The 24716-nt window shown below is 41.5% G+C and carries 22 protein-coding genes and 1 pseudogene; 8 read left to right on the forward strand and 15 right to left on the reverse strand.

From position 1 onward, the window contains the following. The first annotated feature begins 95 nt into the window (after nucleotides 1-95). From I8751_RS23040 to I8751_RS23050, 3 genes are all read left to right on the forward strand, one after another. Nucleotides 96-1061 carry an alpha/beta fold hydrolase gene (locus I8751_RS23040; RefSeq protein ID WP_214441420.1) on the forward strand — a complete coding sequence of 322 codons (966 nt, stop codon included), beginning with the start codon at nucleotides 96-98 and terminating at the stop codon, nucleotides 1059-1061. Between the two features lie 146 nt (nucleotides 1062-1207). Then, nucleotides 1208-2074 (forward strand): class D beta-lactamase, encoded by an 867-nt coding sequence (gene blaOXA, locus I8751_RS23045; protein ID WP_214441421.1) that lies wholly within the window; start codon nucleotides 1208-1210, stop codon nucleotides 2072-2074. Between the two features lie 970 nt (nucleotides 2075-3044). After that, nucleotides 3045-3842 carry a CAP domain-containing protein gene (locus I8751_RS23050; RefSeq protein WP_214441422.1) on the forward strand — a complete coding sequence of 266 codons (798 nt, stop codon included), beginning with the start codon at nucleotides 3045-3047 and terminating at the stop codon, nucleotides 3840-3842. Nucleotides 3843-3916: 74 nt separating this feature from the next. Here I8751_RS23050 and metH read toward each other — a convergent pair whose 3' ends face one another. Further along, the gene (metH, locus tag I8751_RS23055; RefSeq protein ID WP_214441423.1) at nucleotides 3917-7456 is read right to left on the reverse strand and encodes a methionine synthase; all 3540 of its coding nucleotides are present in this window, start codon (nucleotides 7454-7456) and stop codon (nucleotides 3917-3919) included. Nucleotides 7457-7709: 253 nt separating this feature from the next. Between metH and I8751_RS23060 the strand changes: the two genes are divergently transcribed. Continuing rightward, nucleotides 7710-7928 (forward strand): hypothetical protein, encoded by a 219-nt coding sequence (locus tag I8751_RS23060; RefSeq protein ID WP_214441424.1) that lies wholly within the window; start codon nucleotides 7710-7712, stop codon nucleotides 7926-7928. A gap of 67 nt (nucleotides 7929-7995) precedes the next feature. After that, nucleotides 7996-8418 (forward strand): hypothetical protein, encoded by a 423-nt coding sequence (locus tag I8751_RS23065; protein WP_214441425.1) that lies wholly within the window; start codon nucleotides 7996-7998, stop codon nucleotides 8416-8418. A gap of 166 nt (nucleotides 8419-8584) precedes the next feature. Here I8751_RS23065 and ylqF read toward each other — a convergent pair whose 3' ends face one another. The 3 genes from ylqF to fdhD all read right to left on the reverse strand — a co-directional run bounded on the left by ylqF (nucleotide 8585) and on the right by fdhD (nucleotide 10792). Then, nucleotides 8585-9469, reverse strand: coding sequence for a ribosome biogenesis GTPase YlqF (gene ylqF / locus I8751_RS23070; protein WP_214441426.1), 885 nt, complete (start codon nucleotides 9467-9469; stop codon nucleotides 8585-8587). 6 nt (nucleotides 9470-9475) lie between these two features. Beyond that, nucleotides 9476-9859, reverse strand: a complete 384-nt coding sequence (locus tag I8751_RS23075; protein WP_225894339.1) for a VOC family protein — start codon at nucleotides 9857-9859, stop codon at nucleotides 9476-9478. Nucleotides 9860-9958: 99 nt separating this feature from the next. Continuing rightward, nucleotides 9959-10792: a formate dehydrogenase accessory sulfurtransferase FdhD gene (gene fdhD / locus I8751_RS23080; protein WP_214441427.1), complete on the reverse strand. Its 834-nt coding sequence runs from the start codon at nucleotides 10790-10792 to the stop codon at nucleotides 9959-9961. Between the two features lie 379 nt (nucleotides 10793-11171). Between fdhD and I8751_RS23085 the strand changes: the two genes are divergently transcribed. Both I8751_RS23085 and I8751_RS23090 read left to right on the forward strand, forming a co-directional pair. Then, on the forward strand, nucleotides 11172-11660 hold the full coding sequence (locus tag I8751_RS23085) for a hypothetical protein (RefSeq protein WP_214441428.1): 489 nt from the start codon (nucleotides 11172-11174) through the stop codon (nucleotides 11658-11660). Nucleotides 11661-11681: 21 nt separating this feature from the next. Next, nucleotides 11682-12953, forward strand: coding sequence for a glycosyltransferase (locus I8751_RS23090; protein ID WP_214441429.1), 1272 nt, complete (start codon nucleotides 11682-11684; stop codon nucleotides 12951-12953). A gap of 66 nt (nucleotides 12954-13019) precedes the next feature. Here I8751_RS23090 and I8751_RS23095 read toward each other — a convergent pair whose 3' ends face one another. The 3 genes from I8751_RS23095 to I8751_RS23105 form a co-directional block, all read right to left on the reverse strand. After that, nucleotides 13020-13877 (reverse strand): hypothetical protein, encoded by an 858-nt coding sequence (locus I8751_RS23095; RefSeq protein ID WP_214441430.1) that lies wholly within the window; start codon nucleotides 13875-13877, stop codon nucleotides 13020-13022. 70 nt (nucleotides 13878-13947) lie between these two features. Next, entirely contained in the window at nucleotides 13948-14538 is a 591-nt protein-coding gene (locus I8751_RS23100; RefSeq protein WP_214441431.1) for a DUF1517 domain-containing protein, read from the reverse strand. A gap of 84 nt (nucleotides 14539-14622) precedes the next feature. After that, the gene (locus I8751_RS23105) at nucleotides 14623-16188 is read right to left on the reverse strand and encodes a pentapeptide repeat-containing protein (RefSeq protein ID WP_214441432.1); all 1566 of its coding nucleotides are present in this window, start codon (nucleotides 16186-16188) and stop codon (nucleotides 14623-14625) included. Between the two features lie 81 nt (nucleotides 16189-16269). On the opposite strand from I8751_RS23105, the gene I8751_RS23110 reads away from it, so the two are divergent. Continuing rightward, nucleotides 16270-17109 (forward strand): prephenate/arogenate dehydrogenase, encoded by an 840-nt coding sequence (locus I8751_RS23110; RefSeq protein WP_214441433.1) that lies wholly within the window; start codon nucleotides 16270-16272, stop codon nucleotides 17107-17109. Between the two features lie 241 nt (nucleotides 17110-17350). On the opposite strand, the gene I8751_RS23115 is transcribed toward I8751_RS23110, so the two are convergent. The 8 genes and pseudogenes from I8751_RS23115 to I8751_RS23150 all read right to left on the reverse strand — a co-directional run bounded on the left by I8751_RS23115 (nucleotide 17351) and on the right by I8751_RS23150 (nucleotide 24704). Beyond that, entirely contained in the window at nucleotides 17351-20374 is a 3024-nt protein-coding gene (locus tag I8751_RS23115; protein ID WP_214441434.1) for a type I restriction endonuclease subunit R, read from the reverse strand. A gap of 250 nt (nucleotides 20375-20624) precedes the next feature. Beyond that, a pseudogene (locus I8751_RS30295) lies at nucleotides 20625-20840 on the reverse strand (DUF4351 domain-containing protein). 86 nt (nucleotides 20841-20926) lie between these two features. Beyond that, a complete protein-coding gene (locus I8751_RS23125) occupies nucleotides 20927-21838 on the reverse strand; it encodes a DUF4351 domain-containing protein (RefSeq protein WP_214441435.1) in 912 nt (303 codons plus the stop codon). 215 nt (nucleotides 21839-22053) lie between these two features. Next, nucleotides 22054-22272, reverse strand: coding sequence for a type II toxin-antitoxin system Phd/YefM family antitoxin (locus I8751_RS29830; protein WP_225894341.1), 219 nt, complete (start codon nucleotides 22270-22272; stop codon nucleotides 22054-22056). 14 nt (nucleotides 22273-22286) lie between these two features. After that, the gene (locus tag I8751_RS23135; RefSeq protein ID WP_214441436.1) at nucleotides 22287-23519 is read right to left on the reverse strand and encodes a restriction endonuclease subunit S; all 1233 of its coding nucleotides are present in this window, start codon (nucleotides 23517-23519) and stop codon (nucleotides 22287-22289) included. Further along, complete coding sequence (locus tag I8751_RS23140; RefSeq protein WP_318780359.1) at nucleotides 23519-24019, reverse strand: DUF3368 domain-containing protein; 501 nt, start codon at nucleotides 24017-24019, stop codon at nucleotides 23519-23521. Before I8751_RS23140 ends, I8751_RS23135 begins: the two co-directional genes overlap by 1 nt. Then, complete coding sequence (locus I8751_RS23145; protein WP_214441437.1) at nucleotides 24016-24264, reverse strand: UPF0175 family protein; 249 nt, start codon at nucleotides 24262-24264, stop codon at nucleotides 24016-24018. The genes I8751_RS23140 and I8751_RS23145 overlap by 4 nt, the downstream gene beginning before the upstream one ends. Nucleotides 24265-24416: 152 nt before the next feature. After that, nucleotides 24417-24704, reverse strand: a complete 288-nt coding sequence (locus I8751_RS23150; protein WP_214441438.1) for a UPF0175 family protein — start codon at nucleotides 24702-24704, stop codon at nucleotides 24417-24419. Between the last annotated feature and the right edge of the window lie 12 nt (nucleotides 24705-24716).

Raw genomic sequence — 24716 nt, forward strand, 5'->3', positions numbered from 1 at the left:
GAAATGGTATAACCTTATTAGTTGAGTTTCAGCGGTAGCAATATCTGTCAAAATTGTTACAGTTGCTTCTACCCTAGAAAAGGAATTGAGGAAACATGACTTCAGTAACTCACCGTTTCGTCGAAACCAACAACATCAAAATGCATATTGCCGAACAGGGACAGGGGCCCTTGGTTGTCTTGTGTCACGGCTTTCCAGAATGTTGGTATTCTTGGCGATATCAGTTATCGGCACTGGCTGAAGCAGGATTCCACGCAGTTGCACCAGACCAACGCGGCTATGGACAGACTGATCAACCAGAACCAATTGAGGCATACAATATTTTTCAACTAGTCGGCGATATCGTTGGTCTGGTTGATGCTTTGGGCGAAGAACAAGCCTTCATTGTTGGACACGATTGGGGTGCAGCTGTAGCTTGGCATTGCGCCTTGCTGCGTCCAGATATATTCCGCGCTATTACCCTGCTCAGTGTACCTTATAGGCCTCGTTCTTGGGAAGATATAAGACCGACAGAAGCGATGAAACTAATGGCAGGTGAGCAAGAGTTTTATCAATTGTACTTTCAAGAACCGGGTAAAGCGGAAGCGGATTTAGAGTCAGATGTTCGCGCAACTATACGTACAATGCTCTACGTTGCTTCGGGAGATCCACCACCATCAAAGCGTTGGCGCTTTTTGTTCAACAAGTCAGAGAAGCCACTAGACACGAGTTCAGTACCGGATCAACTTCCCGCTTGGTTAACAGACCAAGATATCGACTTTTTCACCTCTGAGTTTCAGCGGACAGGTTTCCGAGGAGGGTTAAACTGGTATCGAAATATAGATAGAATGTGGGAATTAACACCGTTCCTCAGTGGCGCAAAGCTGCACCAACCAGCGCTATTTGTGGCGGGAGAGACAGATGGGGTAATTACGATGTACCGTGAAGCATTCGACACCCTAGAGCAGAACGTACCCAATCTCAAGCAGAAGGTATTGCTTCCAGGTGCTGGTCATTGGATTCAGCAAGAACGCCCAATCGAAGTCAACAGGCTACTTATCGAGTTTTTAAGAAATCTCTAAATTAAGTGAAGTGGTGTTTGAGGCTACGTAGGTGCAGCCTTCCCGCAGAGTAAACCAACATCCTCTAAATTGTTGGGTGGAGTGATCGTTCCACTCAACCTACAAATTCTGGATGTTATTTAATCCTCCATCCTTAACGGAAGCTTATGAACCGAATAGTTCGCTTTAAAATTATTGTTCTCGTTGTGTTGAGTTGTATTATCTCTATCGTCTTTGAGACAATGCAATCAGCATCAATGCCAACATCAGCAATTGAGCTTCCAAACCGCGTAAATACTGCTCAAAACACAGATTTTGGGCGGCATTTTCGAGAACTAGGCGTTGAAGGTTCGATTTTGATCTATGATTTGAACCGCGATCGCTTTTTTCAACACAATCCACAACGTAATGTAACCGCTTTTTTACCTGCATCGACATTTAAGATTCTCAATTCCTTAATAGCTCTAGAAACGGGGGTAATTTCAGATGAAATTGCGGTTCTAACGTGGGACGGCATTCAAAGAAGCATTCCTGAGTGGAACCGAGACTTGAATATGAGAGAGGCATTCAAGCTTTCTGCCGTTTGGTTTTACCAAGTTATAGCTCGTCGAGTGGGACATGAGCGAATGCAAAAATGGGTGGCTCAAGCTGGATACGGCAACCAAAAAATTGGTAATAAAGATGATATTGATAAATTTTGGTTAGAGGGAGAACTGCGAATTACACCTCAAGAACAAATTCAATTTCTCCGTCGTCTCTACAATAACGACTTACCTTTCTCCAAGCGATCGCTCTCTATTGTCAAAGACATTATGGTGATGGAGCAGACTCCAGACTACACAATCAGAGGTAAAACAGGCTGGGTTGGATTTACGGACAACGTAAAACCTGAAATTGGATGGTATGTGGGTTACTTAGAGAAGGGCAAGAATGTTTACTTTTTCAGTACTAATATCGACATTCGTAACCAGAAAGATCAATCTGCTCGAATAGAGTTAACTCGCCGTTGTTTCAAAGATCTGGCGGTACTGTAAGTAATCTACCTTAGACCACAAAAGTACAACTAATCCAACGGAGTACAAAGCTATATGTAGTGTACTAAGGAATTGGGGATTAGTGCGCTGTCTCTCTCTCACAAGACTGCGTTTTGGATTGGTTGAGGGACGCACTCAAATTCCCCGGCAATTCCTCACGATACCGAAGTTCCCGATTTCGGTGTAGGAATCCTTACAGATTTAGTTGAAATATTTATTAGTGTACAGAGAAAATTACATATTAATATATATTCTATTTTGTCAACTATATTTAGCAGTATATTCCTTGATAAAAAGACTTGAATTAGTAAACAAACATGTAGAAAGTTGAATTATATTTGCTAAAATTCCCCGATTTAATTTTTTTCGCCTAGAGTCTTTTCTAGTGTTCCCTTACAAATTTGCTAGGCATGTTGATAAAAAATGTCTAGCAGTTAAATTTTTTTGAGGTTTTGTCTTATGAAAATCAAATACTTTACGATGGCTTCAGTTTTGAGAAAGCTATTTACAAAAGCCAATCAGGCCAACAATAAAGCGGTAAAAACCTAAGCAGTAAAAAGCTTAATTCAGGCATTTTTTCTACTGTCAGCTCATCAAGGTAAGGGTTAAGAATATAGTTGCAAGCGTGTTAACTTCCTTGGTCTGACAGCAAATTAGTCTTGGCAATGTCTACGATGGTCACTGAGCTTCTTGTGCTGAGCGCAGTCGAAGTATGCCGTCAAGCTTGCGGCATAGCTACGCTTAACGCGCAACGTCTCGTAGAGAGCGCGGGCTACGCCTACACGCCCTTGGTTTTCTCGAACGACTAATTTGTCAAAACACCAAGAATAGCGAGCTTTAAGCCACTTTGATACAGCTTTGCTTTTCCCTATTTATTTCAGCTCAACTTTGCTCTTTATAACTAAGAATTGTAGGGCCTATTCTTATCCCGCTTGAGCGCATGTAAACAAATCTTTACGAGAATAAACTCATGGCAACATTTGAAGAACAAGTCCTGCAACTAACTAATCAAGAACGAGCTAAAAACGGTCTTTCAGCGCTCAAAGCCAATAGCGAACTCAACTATTCTGCTGACAAATATGCAGAGTTGATGGCAGAACGTAACTACTTTAGTCATACAGGCCCAGATGGTTCAAAACCGTGGGATAGAGCCAAAGCTGTTGGTTTTGAAGCTCAAACAATGGGAGAGAATATCGCTGCTGGTCAAAAAACACCAGAAGAAGTGGTAAAGGCTTGGATGAATAGCCCAGGACACCGAGCTAATATTCTCAATCCCCGATTTACTCAGCTTGGTGTTGGTTTTGAGAAAAATTATTGGGTTCAAAACTTTGGTAGTGATGATACGAACCTTGCGACTAAGATACCAAATTCAGCATCTAAGCCAGCACCAACACCAGCACCAGCACCTACTTCTAACCCTGGTCAAGAAATTAGAGGTGGAAATGGTAACGATATGCTAATTGGTGGTTCAGGTGATGACATACTGTGGGGTCGTAGAGGTAACGATTTACTTAATGGAGGTAAAGGTAACGATCGCCTCATTGGTGGTTCAGGTAGAGATTTCTTTGTTCTTGGTAAAGGAGCAGGTACGGATACCATTAGCGACTTTAACTTGGATCAAAGGGATACAATCGTCTTGCTTGGCGTGACATCGTTTAATCAGTTGACCTTTTCTGGCAATGAGATTAACTTAGGCAATCAAACCCTAGGGGTTTTAACTGGCTTTGATACTACCACACTAACCCAAAGCAATTTTTTCTTTGCTTAATCAGGGCTAGGGACTAGGGGCTAGGGACTAGGAAAATTCTTACTCCCCTGCTCCCTGCTCCCCTGCTTTTTCGATTAGGCGCTGAAGTACTTCGCTACTGGGTGATAGGCAATAATCGCCGTTGTTGATTGTTCTGGATAAAGTTGCTCACTTTCATCCATATATAGGTTAATGCGATCGCTCCCCAATAATTCCAGTTGCTTGTACTGATCCTGGATATTTGGACAAGCCGGATAGCCAAAACTATACCGCGAGCCATTATATCGCTGTGCCAAAACATCCCGAATATTATCTGGTTCATCACTTCCAAAACCCAACTCCCGACGAATCCTAGCGTGTGTCCACTCAGCTAGTGCTTCCGCTACCTGCACCGCCAGACCGTGGAAATACAAGTAATCAGTGTATTGATTATCAGCAAACAGCTTTTGGGCAAACTCCGTAGCGATATCCCCCACAGTCACCGCCTGCATCGGGAAGACATCAATTACCCCCGACTCCTTAGTTGCAAAAAAGTCAGCAATACACAGCCTCTTTGACGACCTTTGCCGAGGAAACTCAAACTTCGCTATTTCCTTGGCGTTCTTGGCATCTTGGCGGTTCGCATCATAAACATACAACGTATTACCCTCAGACTGACAAGGAAAATATCCATAAATCACCTGCGGATGCAACAAATTCTCCTCAATCACCCGCTGCTTCCAAGTTTCTAAAACAGGATACACCTTCTCATCCAAAAAAGCCTGATATTCTTCCTTTGATTGCTCCTTCGGCTTGCGGAATTGCCACTGTCCAGCAATCAAAGCTTGCAAATCCAAATACCAGAATACTTCCTCAATAGGAATATCACTAGGCTGTAACAACTGTGTTCCCCAAAAAGGCGGCGTAGGACGTTTAATATCTAAAGCCACAGCCTCAGAACGCCTTGTATCTATTTCTCTTGATTCAGCAGGCGCTTTTTCTTCAGCAGTTTTAACTAATTCTTTATGACCATTTGTTGACTCTGCTGTTTCGGTGACTTCATCCAAAAATCCTTGGAAATCATCCCAATTACTCGCAGCCTTGGCTGGCATTAATTTATCCATGAAATGCAAGTCAGAAAAAGCATCTCTGCCATAAATAACTTTACCCTTGTAAGTGTTTTGACAATCTTGATTCACAAACTTGGGAGTTAGTGCTGCACCACCTAAAATCACCGGGACGGTAATTCCTTTTTCGTTAAATGCTTCCAAATTTTCTTTCATGAAAGCAGTGGATTTCACCAGCAAACCACTCATGGCAATACAATCAGCCTTGTGCTGTTCGTAAGCTTGAATGATGTTTTCCACCGGCTGCTTAATTCCCAGGTTAATTACCTTGTAGCCATTATTGGACAAGATAATATCCACTAAGTTTTTACCAATATCGTGAACATCACCTTTCACTGTGGCAATGATAAAGGTTCCTTTGGCATTATTGCCAGATTCAGACTTTTCCATGAACGGTTCTAGATATGCAACCGCCGCCTTCATAGTTTCCGCAGATTGCAATACAAAAGGTAGTTGCATTTGTCCAGAACCGAATAATTCCCCGACAACTTTCATCCCATCCAGCAGAAAGGTGTTGATAATTTGCAACGGGGGATATTGTTCTAAAGCTTTGGTCAGATGTTCTTCTAAACCAATGCGTTCGCCGTCGATGATATGGCGCTTGAGACGTTCTTCGATGGGTAAACTTTCATCTAAAGAGCGATCGCGTTTTGTTGTTACCCCTTCAAATAAAGTGGTAAGCTCTCCCAAGGGATCATAAACGCAGACATCACCTTCAAATCTTCGCTGATCATAAATTAAATGGCGACAAATATCTTGGTGTTGTGCCTCAATCTTCGATAGCGGTAAAATCTTGTTAGCACTGACAATGGCTGCATCCATTCCCGCCGTCATCGCTTCGTGCAAAAATACCGAGTTCAGCACAACTCGCGCTGCTGGGTTCAAACCAAAGGAAATATTGGATACACCCAAAATTACATGACATCCTGGCAATTCTTGACGAATGCGCCGAATCGCTTCAATGGTGGCTTTACCGTTTTCCCTGTCCTCTTCAATCCCTGTAGAAATTGGTAAAGCTAGAGTATCAAAAAATATTTCTGTGGCTGGAATACCATAAGCTACCGCTTGACGATAAGCGCGTTGGGCGATCGCAAACTTTCTTTCGGCTGTCCGCGCCATGCCTTCTTCATCAATTGTACCAATAACTACACCAGCACCATACTTTTTCGCCAAATCCAGCACCTTCAAAAAGCGCGGTTCCCCGTCTTCGTAGTTGGTAGAATTTAGCAAACACTTACCACCAGCTACCTTTAAACCCGCCTCCATCTTTTCCCATTCGGTGGAGTCGAGCATCAAAGGCAATGTCACATTATTAACAATCCGGGAAACCAACTCGTGCATATCACGCACGCCATCACGCCCCACATAGTCCACATTCACATCAAGAATATGTGCGCCTTCCTTGACTTGCGCTCTAGCCATAGAGACAAGTCCATCCCAATCTTCCGCATTCAGCAAATCGCGGCACTTCTTGGAACCACTGGCGTTGAGACGTTCCCCGACAATCAAGAAAGAATTATCCTGGTCGTAAGGTTGAGTGGTGTAAATTGATGCTGCCGCAGGTTCTAAACTAGGCTGTCTGACTTTTGGTTTGAGTTCTTTAGCAATTTCTGCCAATTGTTGAATGTGTTCTGGACGTGTCCCACAGCAACCCCCAATCACTTGGACACCCAAATCTTCAACAAAATGCATCAGCGACATCCGTAATTCCATCGGTGTCAGGCGGTAGTGAGCTTGACCACCAACGTTTTCAGGTAAACCCGCATTGGGAACACAAGAAACGATAAAAGGCGAATGTTTCGATAAATACTTGATATGCGGTTTCATCAAATCTGGCCCGGTGGCGCAGTTCAGACCGAGAATATCAATTGGGTAAGGCTCCAAAATTGTGAGTACGGCGCTGATTTCTGAACCTACCAGCATTGTGCCCATACTTTCCATTGTCACAGACACCATCAACGGCAGGCGATCGCCTTTTTTGGCAAAGACTTCTTCAATGCCATTTAGCGCCGCTTTAATTTGCAGCACATCTTGGCAAGTCTCAACAATAAATAAATCGACACCACCATCCCACAGCGCTTCTGCTTGTTCAGCAAAAGATGCTTTCATTGTGTCAAAGTCAATATGTCCTAGGGTAGGAAGTTTAGTAGTCGGCCCCATCGAACCAGCGACAAACCGGGGTTTTTCTGGAGTAGAAAACTCCGCAGCCACGCGCTTTGCCAACTCGGCGGCTGTTTTGCTGAGATAGTATGCTTGATCTGCCAAGTCATATTCTGCCAATACAATTGACGTAGCGCCAAAAGTATCCGTTTCAATCACATCTGCACCCACAGCGAGAAAGTCCCGGTGAACCTTGGCGATCGCTTCGGGTTTAGTATGGACTAAATATTCGTTACAACCTTCATACTGCGCGCCGCCAAAGTCTTCAGCGGTCAGGTTTTGTGTTTGCAGATTAGTTCCCATTGCCCCGTCAAAGACAATAACTGGACGTTCTGGGCTATGCAGGCGTTCAAGGAAAGGATGAGTCATATTTTCCTAGAGGAAATGAGCAAATTAAGTGAGTTTTGTGATACTCGACTTACTTTATTATTTTCTAAAATTGCGGGAGTTTCGACAGGGATTGATATAAAAAACCATACCCCTTGTGAGCAATTGGTAAGAGGTAGCAATGCTATTATGCCTCGCTTATTCTTTCTAACTAACGGTACAAGACTTTTGCCAAGCAGTAGTGCAAGGATGAACAAATTATAGATGCTGAAACCTATCTGTAAAGTAAGCGCTTATGAAAAAAATAACGGAGAATACATTAGGTTCAGACATGACTGATGAAGATTGGTTTAGTTTAGGTAAATCTGATGCCTGGGCTGGAAAACCCAAAGTACCGCCAGAACAAGATTCTCAAGCTGCTAGTATGTACGATCTGGGTTACTGCGAGGGCGAAATTAAACATCCGCCAACTCAAACCTCTGTCGATAAAAAACAACTAACAACTGACAACTGACAACTGACAACTGACAACTGACACACGAAGCACGATAAACTGAGAAAAATTCCTTGAGGAAGCGTTGATGGCACAAAAAAATGGGGTAAAAGCTGGAACGTCTGCACAGGAATTGCCTACAGTTTCAGACGTTGATGACTCGGTAACAATTGAAGAGTCTGTAAAAATTGAGGACTCCTCTGAATCAGTGGAGGATGTTCAAGATATTGACGAAATCTTAAATTCCCTCAAAGCCTTACTGAGTACTGTAGACAAGCTACAAAAAGTCCGGCAAGATGTAGGCGACATCAAACCTTTAATTGGACGGATGCTTGATGGAGAATTGCTTGCTGGTGAAGAACTCGAACAACTTAAGGTAGGCGTTAGCGGTCTTTCTCGCTTGGTTCGTGCTTATAGTGACCATCAAGCAGCACTGGCTAAAGCACAACCTGCTAGAGAGCTATTAGATCAAGTACTAAAAGAAGGCAAAGCAGTAACAGCAGCGCAATAAAATCTCTGTACACCCTGCAATATTCTTAGGACTAGTCCTTGACTCGAAAAATATCTTTGGCCTCTGTGTTTTCTGCGTCTCTGTGGTTAGAGAAATACTTTTAAACCGCAGAGGCACAGAGAACGCTGAGAGTAAAAAGTGAAATTTTCTTACTCTCCTCCCCTGCTTAGTAAGTAGGGGGTATTTCTAAGGGGATTGTACCTAATAATCCCTTACGAAAATCTGTTAGAAGTTGTCTGGCTGCTCGTTCTACATCTCCTTTGTAGCGATGCTCTGCTAAAGCGTGTAAATATGCTTCTCCTGTGTGGGGTGTAGAATCAAGTTCGTAACGTGACTGCAATGGTAGTTTTGGTAATAATTTAGGGGCTGTAGCTTGGAGAGAATTGAGTAAATCAACTAAAGCGGATGCTACTAGTTGATTATCGTAAGATGCTTGACCAATATCATCACAAATCGCTAATTTCAATGCGGATTCTTGATTTCCCAACTTCACGGGGATGACACCAGGAGCATCTAGCAATTCTAACTCGTCAGATATTCGCACCCAGCGTAAAGAACGAGTTACCCCTGGACGGGCGGCACTTTCAACCACTCGCTTTCCTAAGAGGCGGTTAATTAAAGCTGATTTACCAACGTTCGGAAAACCAATGACTACAGCCCGGACTGGCCTAGGTAACATGCCGCGATCGCGTCTTCTTTGATTGAGTTCTATCCCTGCTGCTTGGGCGGCTTTGGAAATTGCGATCACGCCTTGACCTTGTTTAGCGTTGGTAAAGTAAGGAAATTCTCCTTGACTTTTAAACCAATCTACCCAGAGCGATCGCACTTGGGGAGAAACCATATCTAACCTATTCAATACTAAAACTCGCCCCTTACTTCCCACCCACTCATCGATTTGGGGATGGTGTGTCGCTAAGGGAATCCGCGCGTCTCGTACTTCTAATACCACATCAACTCGCGTCAGCTGTTCTTTGAGCTTCCTTTCAGCTTTGGCAATATGACCTGGATACCATTGGATTATATTTAATTTATAATTTTCAGTTAGACCCATAATTAATTACGAATTATTTTGATGCAAAATTAAACGATTACCATTGGGATCGTAGGCATAAATTTCTCTACCGTGGCTAGCAATGGAGATGTTTCCGGGTGGGGGATAGCCTAAAGTTTTCAGGTGAGCGATCGCATCTTCCAAGTTACTCACCTCTAAACATAAACTCATTGTACTTTTAGCTGAGGTTGTAAATTCAGATTCGTGTGTCGTCTTGGGTTGAAAAATGCCTAACCGCACACCAGACAGCTGAAACTCAGCATAGACATTAGGAATTAGAGAGATTGGTTTTTGTCCTAAAAATTGGGTATAGAAATTCACCAAATTCGCCAAATTCATCGACGCAATGGTGACGAATGCGTCTGTATATAGAAACCCGATTTGATTCATGAAATTACTTGCGTAGCGAGGGAACAGGGAACAGGGAATAGAGAAGAAGGCGCATTAAATTTTTTCAGAAATGATGAATTTTATATTGCCAAACCATCTTTAAGTAATGTTGATTCTTTGTGAACCAGTATAAATATTGAACCGTTCCCCCCGCAGAAAACCAATTAAGGTAATCCCAAATTCTTCAGCTACAGATACCGCTAAACTGCTAGGAGCAGAAACAGAACAAACAATGGGAACCCCAGCCGCAGCAGATTTTTGCAAAATCTCAAAACTAGAGCGTCCACTTACCATCACCAGATGATTATTTAAAGGTAACTCGTCACTAAGCAAAGCTGTACCGATTAGTTTATCTAAAGCATTATGACGGCCAATATCTTCTCGCAGGTGCAAAAGTTGTCCTTGAGCATCAAACAAGCCAGCTGCATGTAACCCTCCTGTCGCAGCGAAAATACCTTGAGCCGCCCGCAGCTGATCTGAGAGACTATAAATAATTTCAGGAGTTACCATCAAACTTGAAAAAATAACTGGACAACCCCGCAGCCGCAAAGCTTCCAAACTAGCTTTACCACAAACCCCACAGGCGCTATTAGTGTAAAAGTGACGTTCTAAGGGTTGTAAATCTGGAATCAAATCCTGTCGTAGTTCCACATTCACAATGTTGTAGTGCTGTTTACCATCTACTAATTTATCTACGCAATAGCTGATGCGTTGAATATCTTGTTTACAGCTAATCGCTCCCTCACAATAAAGAAAACCAGCAGCTAGCTCAAAATCTGCTCCAGGTGTTCGCATGGTTACAGCTACTGTGCGACGTGGAGATGTTAAGCGAATTTCTAAGGGTTCCTCGGTGGTGATATGGTCTTGTCGAAGACGCTTTTTGCTATTCTCGACTACCCAAATTTGGGCTTTAGTTTTGCTTCCACTTGGCATATAGCAATCCGATTGATTACTGAGTTACTTGTAGAGACAGGACTTATGTATGAATAATGGAAAAACCGCAGAGGACGCAGGGAACACAGAGAAATGAGAGTTACTGAGTTTTTTCAAAAAATCAAGTATTCTCAACTCTTACTCTCTGCGACTCCCTTCGGGTGACGCTCCCAAGCTCGCTACCGCTGCGCTAACACCAGTCGCCTGGGTCGGGCTAACCCTCCCGCAGCGCTGGTTCACTGCGACTCTGGGTGAAAAAAATTCATATTCTCATTCAGCAACGCCAATTTATCTACGTCCATCTGAAGTTTCCTATTACATAAGGTACACTCTATTCCTAGCCCCTGATTTCAACTAGAAGCGCCATAAACGATAATCAATGCTTTATTATGCCTCGGCAATTATTTTCTGGATCACAATGGCTAGTATGCAAGCTTGGATTATGCGGTATCGGCTTCGCTCTGCTGGCTGGCTGTGGATTGTTGTGAATACCGTTGGATTAATTGTTGGTGGTTTTGGTGCAGCTGGCGTTACTTGGCTTTTAATATCTGTATTTAATTTTGATGTGCTGCAAAACTCCGGCGACGCGATCGCAGTTTTAATAATTGCAGCTATCATCTTTACAATAATTGTCAGTTTGTTTCAGTGGAGTGTTTTAAGGCGGCGAGTCCCTGCACCAGCCTTATGGGCTGTAGTTAATGTAGTACTTGGTTCAATTACATACTTTTTGCTTTTAAGCTTAAACAGTGATTTAGTCTGGAATAGTGTTTGGATAAGTATCTTAGTCTCTATGTTAGCTGGGATTATCATTGGAGGATTGACAGGTAAGGTTATAGACTTGTTTTGCAACCGTCGTATATCAGATTAAAAATTAAATGACGATTAGATTATGAGTCTTAGTTTATGCATGATTGTAAAAAATGAAGAAGTTGCATTGCCTAAGTGTCTTAGCAGTGTTAAAGATGTTGTAGATGAAATAGTAGTACTGGATACAGGCTCAAGCGATCACACTGTTGATATTGCCCAAGAATTTGGTGCTAAAGTTTATAATTTTCAATGGTGCAATGACTTTAGTGCTGCTCGCAATGCATCTCTCAAATATGCAACTGGTGACTGGATTTTGGTATTAGATGCCGATGAAACTCTTACACCAAATATTGTGCCGCAACTCAAGTCAGCAATCCAAAGCGAAGAATATCTTTTAATTAACCTCATCCGTCAAGAAGTCGGCGCAGCCCAATCACCCTATTCTTTGGTTTCTCGATTATTTCGCAAGCATCCAAATATCCGCTTTGAACGTCCTTACCATGCCTTGGTGGATGATAGTGTATCTGTAATTTTAAAGCAGGAACCCCATTGGCAAATTGGCTATTTACAAGGGGTAGCAATTCTACATAAAGGATATCAAAAAACTGCGATCGCTCAAAATAATAAATACGCCAAAGCCCAAGCGGCGATGACAGAGTTTCTTGCCACCCATCCTGATGATCCCTATGTTTGCAGTAAATTGGGGGCATTGTATGTAGAAATTGGTAAAATTAATCCCGGTTTGGAATTGCTGAAACGAGGATTAAACCAAGCAAGTGGAGGTAACAGCTACACAGATAAAATCCGCCAACAGGGATATGCTGTCAGACGCGAGATTATACCACCAGAGGAAAATTATGAGATTTTGTACGAGCTGCATTACCATTTAGGCATTGCTTATAGCCATTTGCAAAATACTCAACAAGCTATTAATCACTATCAAGCTGCTATTAAGTTACCGATTTACCCCATGCTCAAATTAGGAGCATATAACAATCTGGGCAACTTACTTAAAGCAAGTGGAGATTTCAACGGTGCAAAAAAAGCTTACGAAACAGCTTTGAAAATAGATCCTAGTTTTGCGGCTGGACATTACAATTTGGGGATGATGTCAAAAGCTTTGGGTTTGTTTACAGAGGCGATCGCCTCTTACCAAAAAGCCATTAAGTTAAACCCCTACTATGCAGAAGCATATCAGAATTTAGGGGTGGTGCAGCTAAAAGTTGGCAATCAGCAAGCTAGTATTATCGCATTTAGAAATGCGATCGCCCTTCACGAACAACAAAACCCCGCAGAAGCCAAAAGACTCCGACAGGGGTTACACGAAATGGGATTAATTAAGTCCCGTATTTAGTTATACCGTTGAGTTAACCAAAAAGCCTCATGTAGAGACGCGATTTATCGCGTCTACTTCCCTTTTTTAACGTCGTCTAAAACCACCTGAACGGCTGGGAGCACGACTCCTACTACCAAAACTACTACCACTAGGAGCGCGTCTAGTCCTAGAACCGGTATCGCGTCTTAAAGTGCCACTACCATAACCGGAACCAGTGGAACGGCTTCCAGTGCTTGTACGTGGCGTTGTAGTGCGTACAGTGGAACTACTTGGTCTTCTAATTGATCCCGTGGTGCGTAAAGTATTACGATTTCGCACAGCTGCGGGCGGGGCGTTATAGCGAGTCTGGTAGTTTGACACTGCTTGGTCATAGCTTCTACCATATCCACCAAAGCCAGTTAATCCACCTCCTGGTTGATACATTGGAGGCACATAGTATTGTGGTCTAAACAGCAAACTACCAATCGCCTGACCCGCTAAGGCTCCAGCAAAGGGTGTCCAAAAGCTATTTTCTCGGCGGACTACGACTGTTTCTTGTTGACCTGTTTGGGGATTAGTTTTTGTTTCGGTGACGTTGTGAACGTACTCAATTTTAAAGTCTTCAGTCAAGTATAAAATTGGCTGTCCGTTCTCAACTTTTAAATAAGTTTTCTTACCTTCCTTGATTTCTTCATCGGTTAGCCGTGCCATTTGCAACTTTTCGGTTGCCAAAGTTGGCGGTGTACTGTTGAGTAAAAACAACGTATATTCACCATTGGCATCGTCATAAGTTGCTTGTTGCACTGGATACTGACCATCACTTAATTTTGTGGCAGTAGAAGTTTGGCTAACATTCCTAGCTGAAGAGGTTGTTTGATTTCCTCCCCCGCAAGAAACAGTTGTCAAGCACAAAGTCAGGGCTAAAAAAACAACTGTAAGTTTCCGCATTATATTCATGATCATTGCACTATTCTATTATCTCTGAGCTTAACAAGTTCTGAATGTGGGTAGTAGGTACGGTCTACCCCACAAATTACAAAGGTATCAATTCTGGGTAATATTGCAATAGCTGATCATTAGTCAGTTCATCACCTAACTGTGCTGGTGCAAAATGCACATAAATTTCCCGCAGTTTGTTTTTATAATGCAAACTGATTAAGGCTTTTAAAGCTTCCTTCAATGCTTGAATATTAGACAGATTAGTTTCTAATTCTGGGACTTCTCCCTCATAGGCCACTGTAATCATTGCAACTACATTGCGAGTAACAGGTATAGACAAGGGCTGATCTAAGTCCGAGTCAGAGTTCAAATCAAGTTCAGCACCATATCGTTCGCCGGAGTCGGTAAATAAATCATCCACATAATTTGCCGCCTCGCCTTCGTCCCAAAATACATCACCTTCATTGGCAGAAGAAAGCCAGTATTCATCATATCGCAACAGAGTTTCGCAAAGATCTACTAATCCTTTTTCCAAAACTTCCATTTCACCATCAGAATCGATCGCTTCTCTTGCGTTACGATTTAATACTCCTAAAATTGGTGCTACGTCAGACCCAGCTAAATGCAAAAATAAGCGAAAGACTACGTAGCGAGTCCGACCAATCATTTTATTAAAGGCACGCATTTGCTTCCTCCTGAAGTTTGATTAGTTGTTAGTTGTCAGTTGTCAGTTGTCAGTTGTTAGTGGTCAGTGGTCAGTTGTCATTAATTATTGACTGATATAGTGGAAACTTTTAACAAAATCCACAATCATATTTAACGAAGGTAATATAGATGTAGCAGATTCAGTGGATGTATCCGCTAAAAATCCGACATCGAGATCCGCAGGATTAATAAATCGTTTACCAAAGTTCGGGTTGTAATGCACCGCCAAAGTTTGAGCGCTGGAATTCGTTAATATTGTTTGGGTAGGCACTCTAAAGAAATTTAATTTTGCTGCCAATTCCAGATTTTTTTTCATTTGCCTAATAGTCTTTGCCTGACTAATAGCTTGCTGGGTCAGAGTAGTTAATTGCTTCAGCCGATGGGATGTTTTTTCTTCCAAGTGGGGTAGATCTTGTTTACCCAGCATTTCTACTATTGTGTAAATATTTTTTTGCGTACTAACTGCATCTCTAAAGGGCAAAATCGCCATACAAGCTGTGGGAAATAAGGCTTCGTCGCTATCTACGCGAAAGGTGAAAACAGTCCGGCGGCGACTAATTTCCATACTAGGTGGTTGTTTTAGTACCCGATATTCCTGAGCAATGTGGTAATAAGCACCAGCTAGGGCAAAGTTGGCTTCTTGTTCTAAAGCAGTATCAACGATAATCCGAATTGTTGGTGGAGTTTCATTAAAAAAGTCTTTGGGATCTTCCAAGTCGAATTTTTGAATGATCGAGCGATCGCCTGATGGGCTAAGATCAACCCACTCACAAGTCAAGCCTTCGGTTTTTAAACCAAACCGGGAAGTAGAATAAAGTTTAGCTCCGGTTAAAATTGCGCCTGTTAAGTCCGCACCTACCCACTCTGCCTTAATTAAAGTTACCTGGGTTAAATCGGCATATACTAAGCTGGCATTGGTTAAATTTGCGTTGCTCAAATCTGCGCCCATTAAGTTAGTTCCGCTTAATTTGGCTCCGCTTAAATCTGCCCAACGAAGATTTGCTCCGCTTAAATCTGCCCAGCGGAGATTTGCTCCGCTTAAGTCTGCACCGCTGAGATTAGCATGGCTGAGATTTGCCTGTTTAAGTTCAGCTTCTCGCAAATTTGCACTATTGAGGTCAGCACGACTCAAATCAGTGGCGTTTAAATTAGCCATTTCTAAGTTTGCTCCCGCCAGGGAACAGCCTTTTAAACTAGCCTCGTTCAAGTTGGCACAGCGGAGATTTGCTTGCCGTAGCGTTGCTTCTCGCAAGTCAGCGTTGCTAAGATTGGCCTTAAACAAATCAGCACGACTGAGATCAGCTCGAATTAACTCCGCGCGAACTAATGAGGCTCCCCGCAGTTGAGCGCGACTGAGATCGGCGCGAATTAAATTAGCGACATTGAGGCTGGAATTATTGAGATTGGCGCTGTCAAGATTCGCACCACTTAATCGAGCCACATTGAGGTTGGCACAACTCAAATTAGATGCGCTGAGATTCGCCCCACTGAGATTGCTGACATTTAAGTTGGCTGTACTGAGATTTATACCACTGAGTTTGACACCACTCAAGTTAGCTTCACAGAGGTCAACACCAATAAAGTTTATGACTCCTGTCGCGTATTGTTCCAGCAATTCCTCTACAGTCATGGATGCTACCCCTAGGATGCCAACTTTAATAGTTGGTAAAGTATGCAGAAAATAATTAAAAGATAACGGTCAAAATTAAAAATGAAAATTGGTATTTTAGGATTGGGACTGATCGGCGGTTCTCTTGGCTATGACTTGCGATCGCAAGGTCATTATGTCTTGGGAGTCAGCCGCCGTGATTCTACCTGCCAAAGAGCGATCGCTTTGGGTAGTATGGATGAGGCATCTTGTGATCTGAGCCTTTTAGCAGCCGCAGAAGTTGTATTTATCTGTACGCCTATCGGGCTTATTGTTCCCCAATTTGAGCAGCTGATTAACCATCTGTCTGCTGCGACGATTGTGACTGATGTTGGTTCGGTGAAAGCTCCGATAGTGAAGGCGTTAGCTCCCCTGTGGGAAAATTTTGTTGGCGGACATCCAATGGCAGGTACAACAGATAGTGGTATTGAAGCGGCACAACGCAATTTGTTTGTTGGTAGACCTTACGTGCTTACACCAGATGCGACAACACCAACTACTGCGATCGCGGTTTTAGAAGAAATTGTGCGATCGCTTGGGGCTAATATCTATTATTGTCAACCAGAGCAACATGACCGCGCTGTGAGTTGGATTTCTCACTTACCCGTGATGGTCAGCGGTTCATTGATTGCTGCTTGTATGGGTGAAACTGACCCTAAAGTTTTGCAACTAGCTAAAAATCTCGCTAGTACCGGTTTTCGAGATACCAGCCGTGTAGGTGGTGGAAATCCAGAATTAGGGGTGATGATGGCCCAATATAATCGACAAGCACTGTTGCGATCGTTACAACAATATCGCCACAATCTTGATGAATTTATTAACTTAATTGAGCAAGAAAATTGGGCAGATTTAGAGCAAAAGTTGCAGTCAAATCAAAAAGTGCGACCTGAATTTGTTGAATAATCTTAAGGTGCGTTACTCTATGGTTAACGCACCAACTATAGGAATCCGATTTGATTTATGAAAAAATCTAAATATCTGTAGAGTGTGTTAACTAGTTGCCGGAGATAGAACCCGCCAGCGAGTACATTGATGGGTTGATCATCCAGAAACCAATGCCACTGGTTGATGGAGTAAGTGTAGAGCTACATATCTGCCGATTATCTCCAGCGATCGCTGCCAATGTGTTAAGTGCTAATCATGATTATTCACTCTTGATACTCTCATAAATACTGGATAGTAATTTTTCAAATACAACTGCTTTAAACTCTTCACTATTCATCACTTGCATGAAGATTTTTTCGTTACCGTCTATGCGTTCGATAAATAGATTTTCCAGATGCTTTTCTAGAACTGGGGCAAAGTTTTCTTTTGTATTGACTTGAGCCGCTTGTTTGATGGAGTCATTAGCGATCGCAGTTTCGGTAATCTGCTCAAAAAAGAGTTGGTCGGCTGGAGTGAAGTTAGTACCAAAACGTTCGTTAAGGGAGTCAATCAGCTGGGATAAGGGGACTTCTTTATCTGGCTGTCGAGTCCCAACTGCGATCGCACCTTTTAATGGTTCTGCTTTACCTGCGGTTAAATCAATTTTCCCTTCACTAATTTTTTCCAGGCGATAAAATTTTAGTTCTATATCCCCAGATAAATCAATTTTTGGAGCTTGGGTACTATGGGGTAATTTCTTGAGTAAGAAACGTCCATAAGCATAAAGTTTTTCGAGTTCAGAATCTTGATAAGGAATAATCTGGGCAAGGAATAGGTAGAGATTGCGGAAGCTGGTAAGTTGGCTTCTAAATTGTTCTTTATCTGGGTCTTGCAAGGCTCTATAATTTTCAATAATGAGGTCTAGTAATATATTTAATTTTTTGTGTTCGCCTCCGGTAAGGGAAGTTTTCGGGCGAAACCAAATTTCACACCACTGGTTTACATCATCTTGGCTAAAAAGTTGCCATTCATAAAGCTGGTAGGACAGGTCATTTAATTGTTGTGGATCTGCGGTTTCTCCAATGGGAGTTTCTTCGTAGTAGGGTTTAAAGGCTTTGTAGATGTCTTCGGGTTTATTGACAAAATCTAAAACGAAGGTATCTTCTTTGCCTGTGGCGGTACGGTTGAGACGGGATAGGGTCTGGACGGCTTGAACTCCATCTAACCGTTTATCAACAAACATAGTATGAAGCAATGGTTGATCAAATCCGGTTTGGAATTTGTTGGCGACCAGCAGCACTTGATAGGCATCGCTGGCAAATTTATCGGGAATTTCTGAAGTTTTGATACCGCCATTCATGTTGACTTCAGTAAATGTTTCTCCAGGGAACTCATCCAGGGTAATAGAGCCAGAAAAAGCAACAAGGGATTTAATATCGCTATAGTTTTTTTCTTTGATGCATTTATCAAAAGCAAGTTTGTATTTAATGGCGTGTTCACGGGAACGGGTGACAACCATTGCTTTAGCTCTACCCCCAATTTTGTGGCAGGTATGGTTGCGGAAATGTTCAATGATAATTTCTACTTTTTGGGCGATATTGTACGGATGAAGTTCAAGAAAATTGGCGATCGCTTTGGCTGCTTGACGACGGGGTAAGTCGGGGTTATTTTCAGAAATGCGGACAAGTTCGTAATAGCGATCGTAGCAGGTGTAATTGGCCAAAACGTCTTTAATGTAGCCTTCTTCAATGGCTTGGCGCATCGTGTAGAGATGAAAGGGGGCTTCGCCGTTCTCTCCGGGTTCATCGAATACGAGTTGGGTTTTGTGTTTAGGGGTGGCGGTAAAGGCGAAGTAGCTGAGGTTTGGTTGTTTGGTGCGGCTAATTTGTTCTTTTAGTAGTTGTTGTTTGGCCTCATCGCTAAGATCATCTTCTTCAAGTTCATCTTCAAGGAGTTGAGCTGCGATCGCAGATTCGATACCATCTTTATTGAGAATCTTGCGGAGTTCTGTGGCGGTTTCTCCGGTTTGGGAGGCGTGGGCTTCATCAACAATGACGGCAAAGCGTTTATCTTTGGTGGTAATGTCTATGGTTTTACCTTTTTTCGCTAAAGTCTCAATGGCTTTAGTAATGAAGGGGAATTTCTGAACTGTAGAAATGATAATAGGTACACCTTCGCTGAGGGCTGTGGCGAGTTGTTGGGTGTTTTCGTCAATTTTCTGGACAACTCCGGCCTTATGATCGAACTGGTAGATAGTGTTTTGCAGTTGTTGATCTAGTACGGTGCGATCGGTAATGACGACAACGGTATGAAAGATTTTTTCGTCTTGATTGTCGTGGAGGTTGGCCAGGCGATGGGCTAACCAGGCAATTGAGTTTGATTTTCCCGAACCTGCTGAATGCTGAATTAAATAATTATGTCCGGCTTTGTGTTGTTTGGTGTGGGCTATAAGTCTGCGAATTACATCAAGTTGATGGTAGCGGGGGAAAATCAGGGTTTCTTTTTTCTGGTAATTAACGCCAGTTGTGGTGGGAATTTTGGTTTCTTTAATTTCGATGTGGAGGAAACGGGCCAAGATATCCAAAAGGCTATCTTTTTGTAAGACTTCTAGCCAAAAATAACTGGTGCGATATTCTTCATTGTCTCCGACTGGGTTGCCTGCACCGTGATTATTACCTTTATTGAAGGGTAGGAAATAGGTACTTTCTCCAGCGAGTTTGGTAGTCATCCATACTTCTTCGGTGTCTACGGCGAAATGGACTAAGCACCGTTGTTTAAAAGCAAATAGTGGGTCTTTGGGATTGCGATCGTGTTTATATTGGTGAATGGCGTTTTGGTAGGTTTGCCCGGTGAAGGGGTTTTTCAGTTCGATAGTAGCGATGGGTAAACCGTTGATGCTGAGAAGAATATCGGGAATACCTGCGGTTTTAATTTTGACTTGGCGGGTGATGGTGAGGCGATTTTTTTCGTAGAGTGCCAAGGTTTCAGGGTTCATGCCTGTATTCGGCTGGAAGTAGGCCACTCGCAGGGTTTTACCGTAACATTTGAAGCCATTGCGGAGGACATCGAGCATTCCTCGGCTTTTGAGTTCTTTGGTGAGGCTATCTATAATGATTTTCTGGGCATCGCTGGTGTTAGCTAGGCGTTGCCATTGTGTGGGCTGGGTGGTTTGGATAAATTTGATGATTTCTGTGGGGAAAAGGGCTGTATCTGGGTCGTAGGTGTCTGCGTTCCCTTGGTGATAGCCACTGAGTTGCAGAAGTTCCCGTTCAATTATGTCCTCAAATTTATCTTCCGTGTGCATGAGATGTGAAGTATAAACATAATTAAATATAAAGGTGAATTATACTCCAAACAGCTAATCTCTGGAATTTGCATTATTGCATAAACTCAGAGCGAAAACCTGAACAAAAACTCTGCGTACCTCTGCGTTTACCTCCGCGAGACTCTGCGTTTAACAGTAACTTTACAAGCCCTTTTCAGTAAACAATTAAGGTGCGTTGCGCTGCGCGACAACACACCCTACATTTTTAAACCATTCTCTAAAAAATACATCAATTTTGTTGATCTAACCACTTGATTAAGTCTTCTAAAGATTGGAGGTCAAAAATTGCATCCGCTAGGTTTTCTATTTGTTATGAAGATAAACCATTAATTCGGCTTTCTATGGTAGGAGTAATCTGATTAAATCGCCGTTTTAGTAGTTTTTTAACAATCTTTTGTTCTCCTTGTTCAATGCCTTTTTCCATCCAACTGGTAACAATTTCCATGATTTGTTCCTCTTCAACTAAGTTGGCTTGTTTGAGTTTGGTATCGAGGACAGAGATTTTAACTATGAAAAATATTAAAAGCTACATCAATTTTGTTGGTCTAGCCACTTGATTAGGTCTTCTAAAGATTGAAAATCAAAAATCGCATCCGCTAGGTTTTCTAATTGTTCTGAAGATAAACCATTAACACGATTTTCCAAGGCAGAATCAATATTATTGAAACGCCGTTTTAGTTGTCTTTTAATAATTTTTTGTTCTCCTTGTTCAATCCCTTGTTCAATTCCTTTTTCCATCCAACTGGTGACAATTTCCATGATTTGTTCCTCTTCAACTAAGTTAGCTTGTTTTAGTTCAGTTTCCAGTTCTTGTTCTTCTGTGGCGTTTAATCTGAGATAGATGTCAATGAAACCGGAAATTAATTCTATTTTAGCAGGATTTAATTTTAGGGTGACTAGCATTCTTAAGCATTCTAGTTTCACTCGGACTCTTTCTTCTAGTTTAAACTCCATTTTTGCCATTAATGCGGCAGCTACGGGATTTGGTTGATTTAAAAAAATGCGCCAGTTGAGGTTATTTAATTGAATAGCTACGTAGTTAAATTCTAATATTTTTCTGTTAAGAAAGTTAACTTTATATTGGCTTTTTTCAGGTCTTTTTGGTTCGTCGTAAGAGAAGATAACTATAGGAAAGATAGGCAATAAATATTTAGAATCTAAACGAGCGAAGTAATGAAACATCCGCCGTTCAAATTCTTTTTGATTATATGCCTGATTTTCTAGGTGTATGAGAAAGTAAGTGTCTTGTTCTCTAAATTTGACTTGGGCTAGTAAGTCGATTTTTCTTTTGTCTCCAGATGTGACATCTGTAAATATTTCTTCTGGTAAAAAGATGAGGCTGTCTTTTGTTACATAGTCTAATACTTCTGGTAAAAAGAGTTCTATAAATTCCCAAAAGAAGGTTTGAATTAATTCTTTAAAGAGTCTATCGTGATCTATCATTGGTTGATATGATAAAAGAAAGTTGGAGATTGCCGAGAAGATCAGGACTTACGCAAGGGTCATGGAAAAACGTAGACGCTCAAGCGGCTTGCCGTAGGCTACCACAGAGACACAGAGGACACGGAGGAATGAGAGTTTGAGAGGTTTTTTGCGTAAGTCCTAAAGATACCAAATCCAGATATGGGTATCTAGTAAAAGTTTCATAATAGGACATCCTAAGTAACTAGATTTGAAGTAGGCTCGACAATATCCCTTGTAATTTTACCGCTATCTTTCATCCCTCCGAAGGTGGCTCTTTTGCTTTTCTTAATGTGGGAAATAATGGCGATCGCAATACCATTTTGTATGATGGTGAAGGGTTCGCCTGTTTTTTGCGCTTGGTTAATTAGGTTTTGGACAGTTTCAGGAAGTTCTGCAAAGGTGATTTGTGCCATGCTGGTTTCTGGGGTTAGAGGATGGGGACTTGGCGCACGTCTATTTTACCTGTGACGGCATTGGTAATCAGGGCGGTGCGATATTCTTTTAATAGTTCTATGGCTTCTTTAACTTTGGCTTTTTGTTGGTCAATTTGGGTTATTTTTTGGTCTAAATATTTGGCAATTTGTTTTTGTTCATCTATAAAAGGAAAAGGGATTTTAAGTCTACCTATTTGTTCAACAGATAAACCGGGTTGCGCTGCAGAAGTTGAATATTGATTTAAATTTATCGTTTTTAATAATTCTCCAAGCCAATACACCTCAAAAGTAGTTGAAGGAGTAACAACTACGGCGTGTTCTGATGCCCAAAATTTACCATTAGCATAATTAATATTTCCACATAAAGCACCTTGCCTACCAATTAAAATATAATGACCATCATGTGTATACAAATCAAAGTATCCTCTTAACCCATTTCCTCCAAAAACAGGATATAGACCTTCTTTATCTATTTGTTGTGATGTTATATTTTCACCACTTTTTAACAATCCAATATATTGGATCTTTTTAATTTTCCAATGTTCTGGAATTTCACCCAGCCACTCTATACCAGAATCTTTCATCGGGACGTTTGGATCTAGTCCTTTGGTGACGGCGTGACTGATGAGGGCGGTGCGTTTTTCGTCGAGTTTTTCAATGAGGGTTTCTTTCTTGGCGATGAGGTCATCTATTTGTTTGGTTTTATAGTCGAGAAAGCGGGCGATTGTCTCCTGTTCATCGAGTGGTGGAATAGCCAAAAAAAGATTACCAATAAAATCCCAACTTGCTCTAGGCATTTTTGCCCCAAAAGTTGAAGAATCAACAATATTTATAAAATCACGAGAAAGGATATAATATTTTAAATATTTAGGATAAATGTATTTTTTAGAGCGTAATACTAAAGCTTCAGTTGATACCAAACCTTCAATTTCAGATAAATATACTTTTGCTAAATAGGGTCTAAGTTTTCCAAATAAAACATCATTTGGACGGAAATGAGAAGCAAGACCCTCGCTTAAAGCATTATCATCTTCAATCCTTTTACCAGTCCACGACTCAATATGTTCTAGCCCCATATAAGGCAATTTACTATTTTCTGCCTCAATTTTGTTATTAATTAAATCAACAGAAAATTTAAACCGCTTAACTCCCCAATGCTTAGGAATAGCCCCCAACCACTCAACACCAGAATCTTGATACTTTTCATAACCCTGATACTTACCCATTATTCCGCCTCTATTTCCCCTGCCAAAACTAAAATTTTGTCATATAAACGAGGAGAAATCCAAAAAGTAGAACTTTCAATTAGTTGATCCATCAAAGGCTTAACAGAAATAATGAAGCCTTTGGTTTTCCCTTCCAACAAAACCCCTAATAATCCCGTAATTCTGATTCCTAAACGTTGTGCCTCAGCCCTCCCCCTGCGCTCATCAATTAATAATAAATCAGTTTTTAAATCCAGTGCCAAAATAATAGCCTCTGACTCTCCTTGATCCAACTTAGTTTGTTGTTTTAACTCATCAACTTTATTCTTATCTATCACAGTTCTAATCTCCAACAAAGGAGATATTTCTGTGAGTAATTCACTTAGTATTATGGGATGACACCTTGATAATTCTTGATAAACTCCTTGAGGAATAATCACCCTTTGATAAAGTGATTTCAGCAAGAAAATATGTTCAATACTAATCAGATTAGTAATAACAGAAGTATCACTAATAATCACAATCTCCCTAACTCCCGCAAACTTTTTAAATCAACCTCAAAATCATCCACATCATAATGATATAAAGCAATTTTACGAGCTTTCAGTAAATCTTGAAAAGCATCACAGTCCATCTCCGCCATTTTAGCTGCATAACCCAAAGTTAATCGCCCCGACTGAAACAAATGTAATGCAATTTCCTGCAAAAATTCTGTGGGTGTTAACTGAGAAGCGTCTAAAAATTCATCGGAAATTATTACGGCCATTACTAAAGTCTCTCAACTCTACATTTTTATTTTAATTCAGTAGTAGTAGGTTGGGTTGACGTAAGAAAACCCAACACCCCGATATTGTTGGGTTGCGCTGCGCTTAACCCAACCTACATCCTCACTAATTGGGGTGGTATCAGAGACAATTATCATTTAATAATTTGCTGATTTAACATTAATTCCGCTTGTTCTACTTCTTGCTGTAATTCCTCTAAACTCTGAGAGTCATCAAAAAGCGGAATACCCCATTTACTCATCATTTCTATAACTTCTAGCCGAGAAACACCAAGGATTTTCGCTGCCCTACCACTCCTAATTTCTCCTACCTCTAATAAAGCCATTACATATCCTTCTTTAGCTTTGTGCAAAGCCTTTTCTCGAATCTCTGCCGAAAGCTGAATACTTTCCAAGTCTTCATCTGAAATTACTAAAGCCATTGCTAAAATATT

This window comes from Atlanticothrix silvestris CENA357, assembly GCF_016056295.1.
Classification (GTDB): domain Bacteria; phylum Cyanobacteriota; class Cyanobacteriia; order Cyanobacteriales; family Nostocaceae; genus Atlanticothrix; species Atlanticothrix silvestris.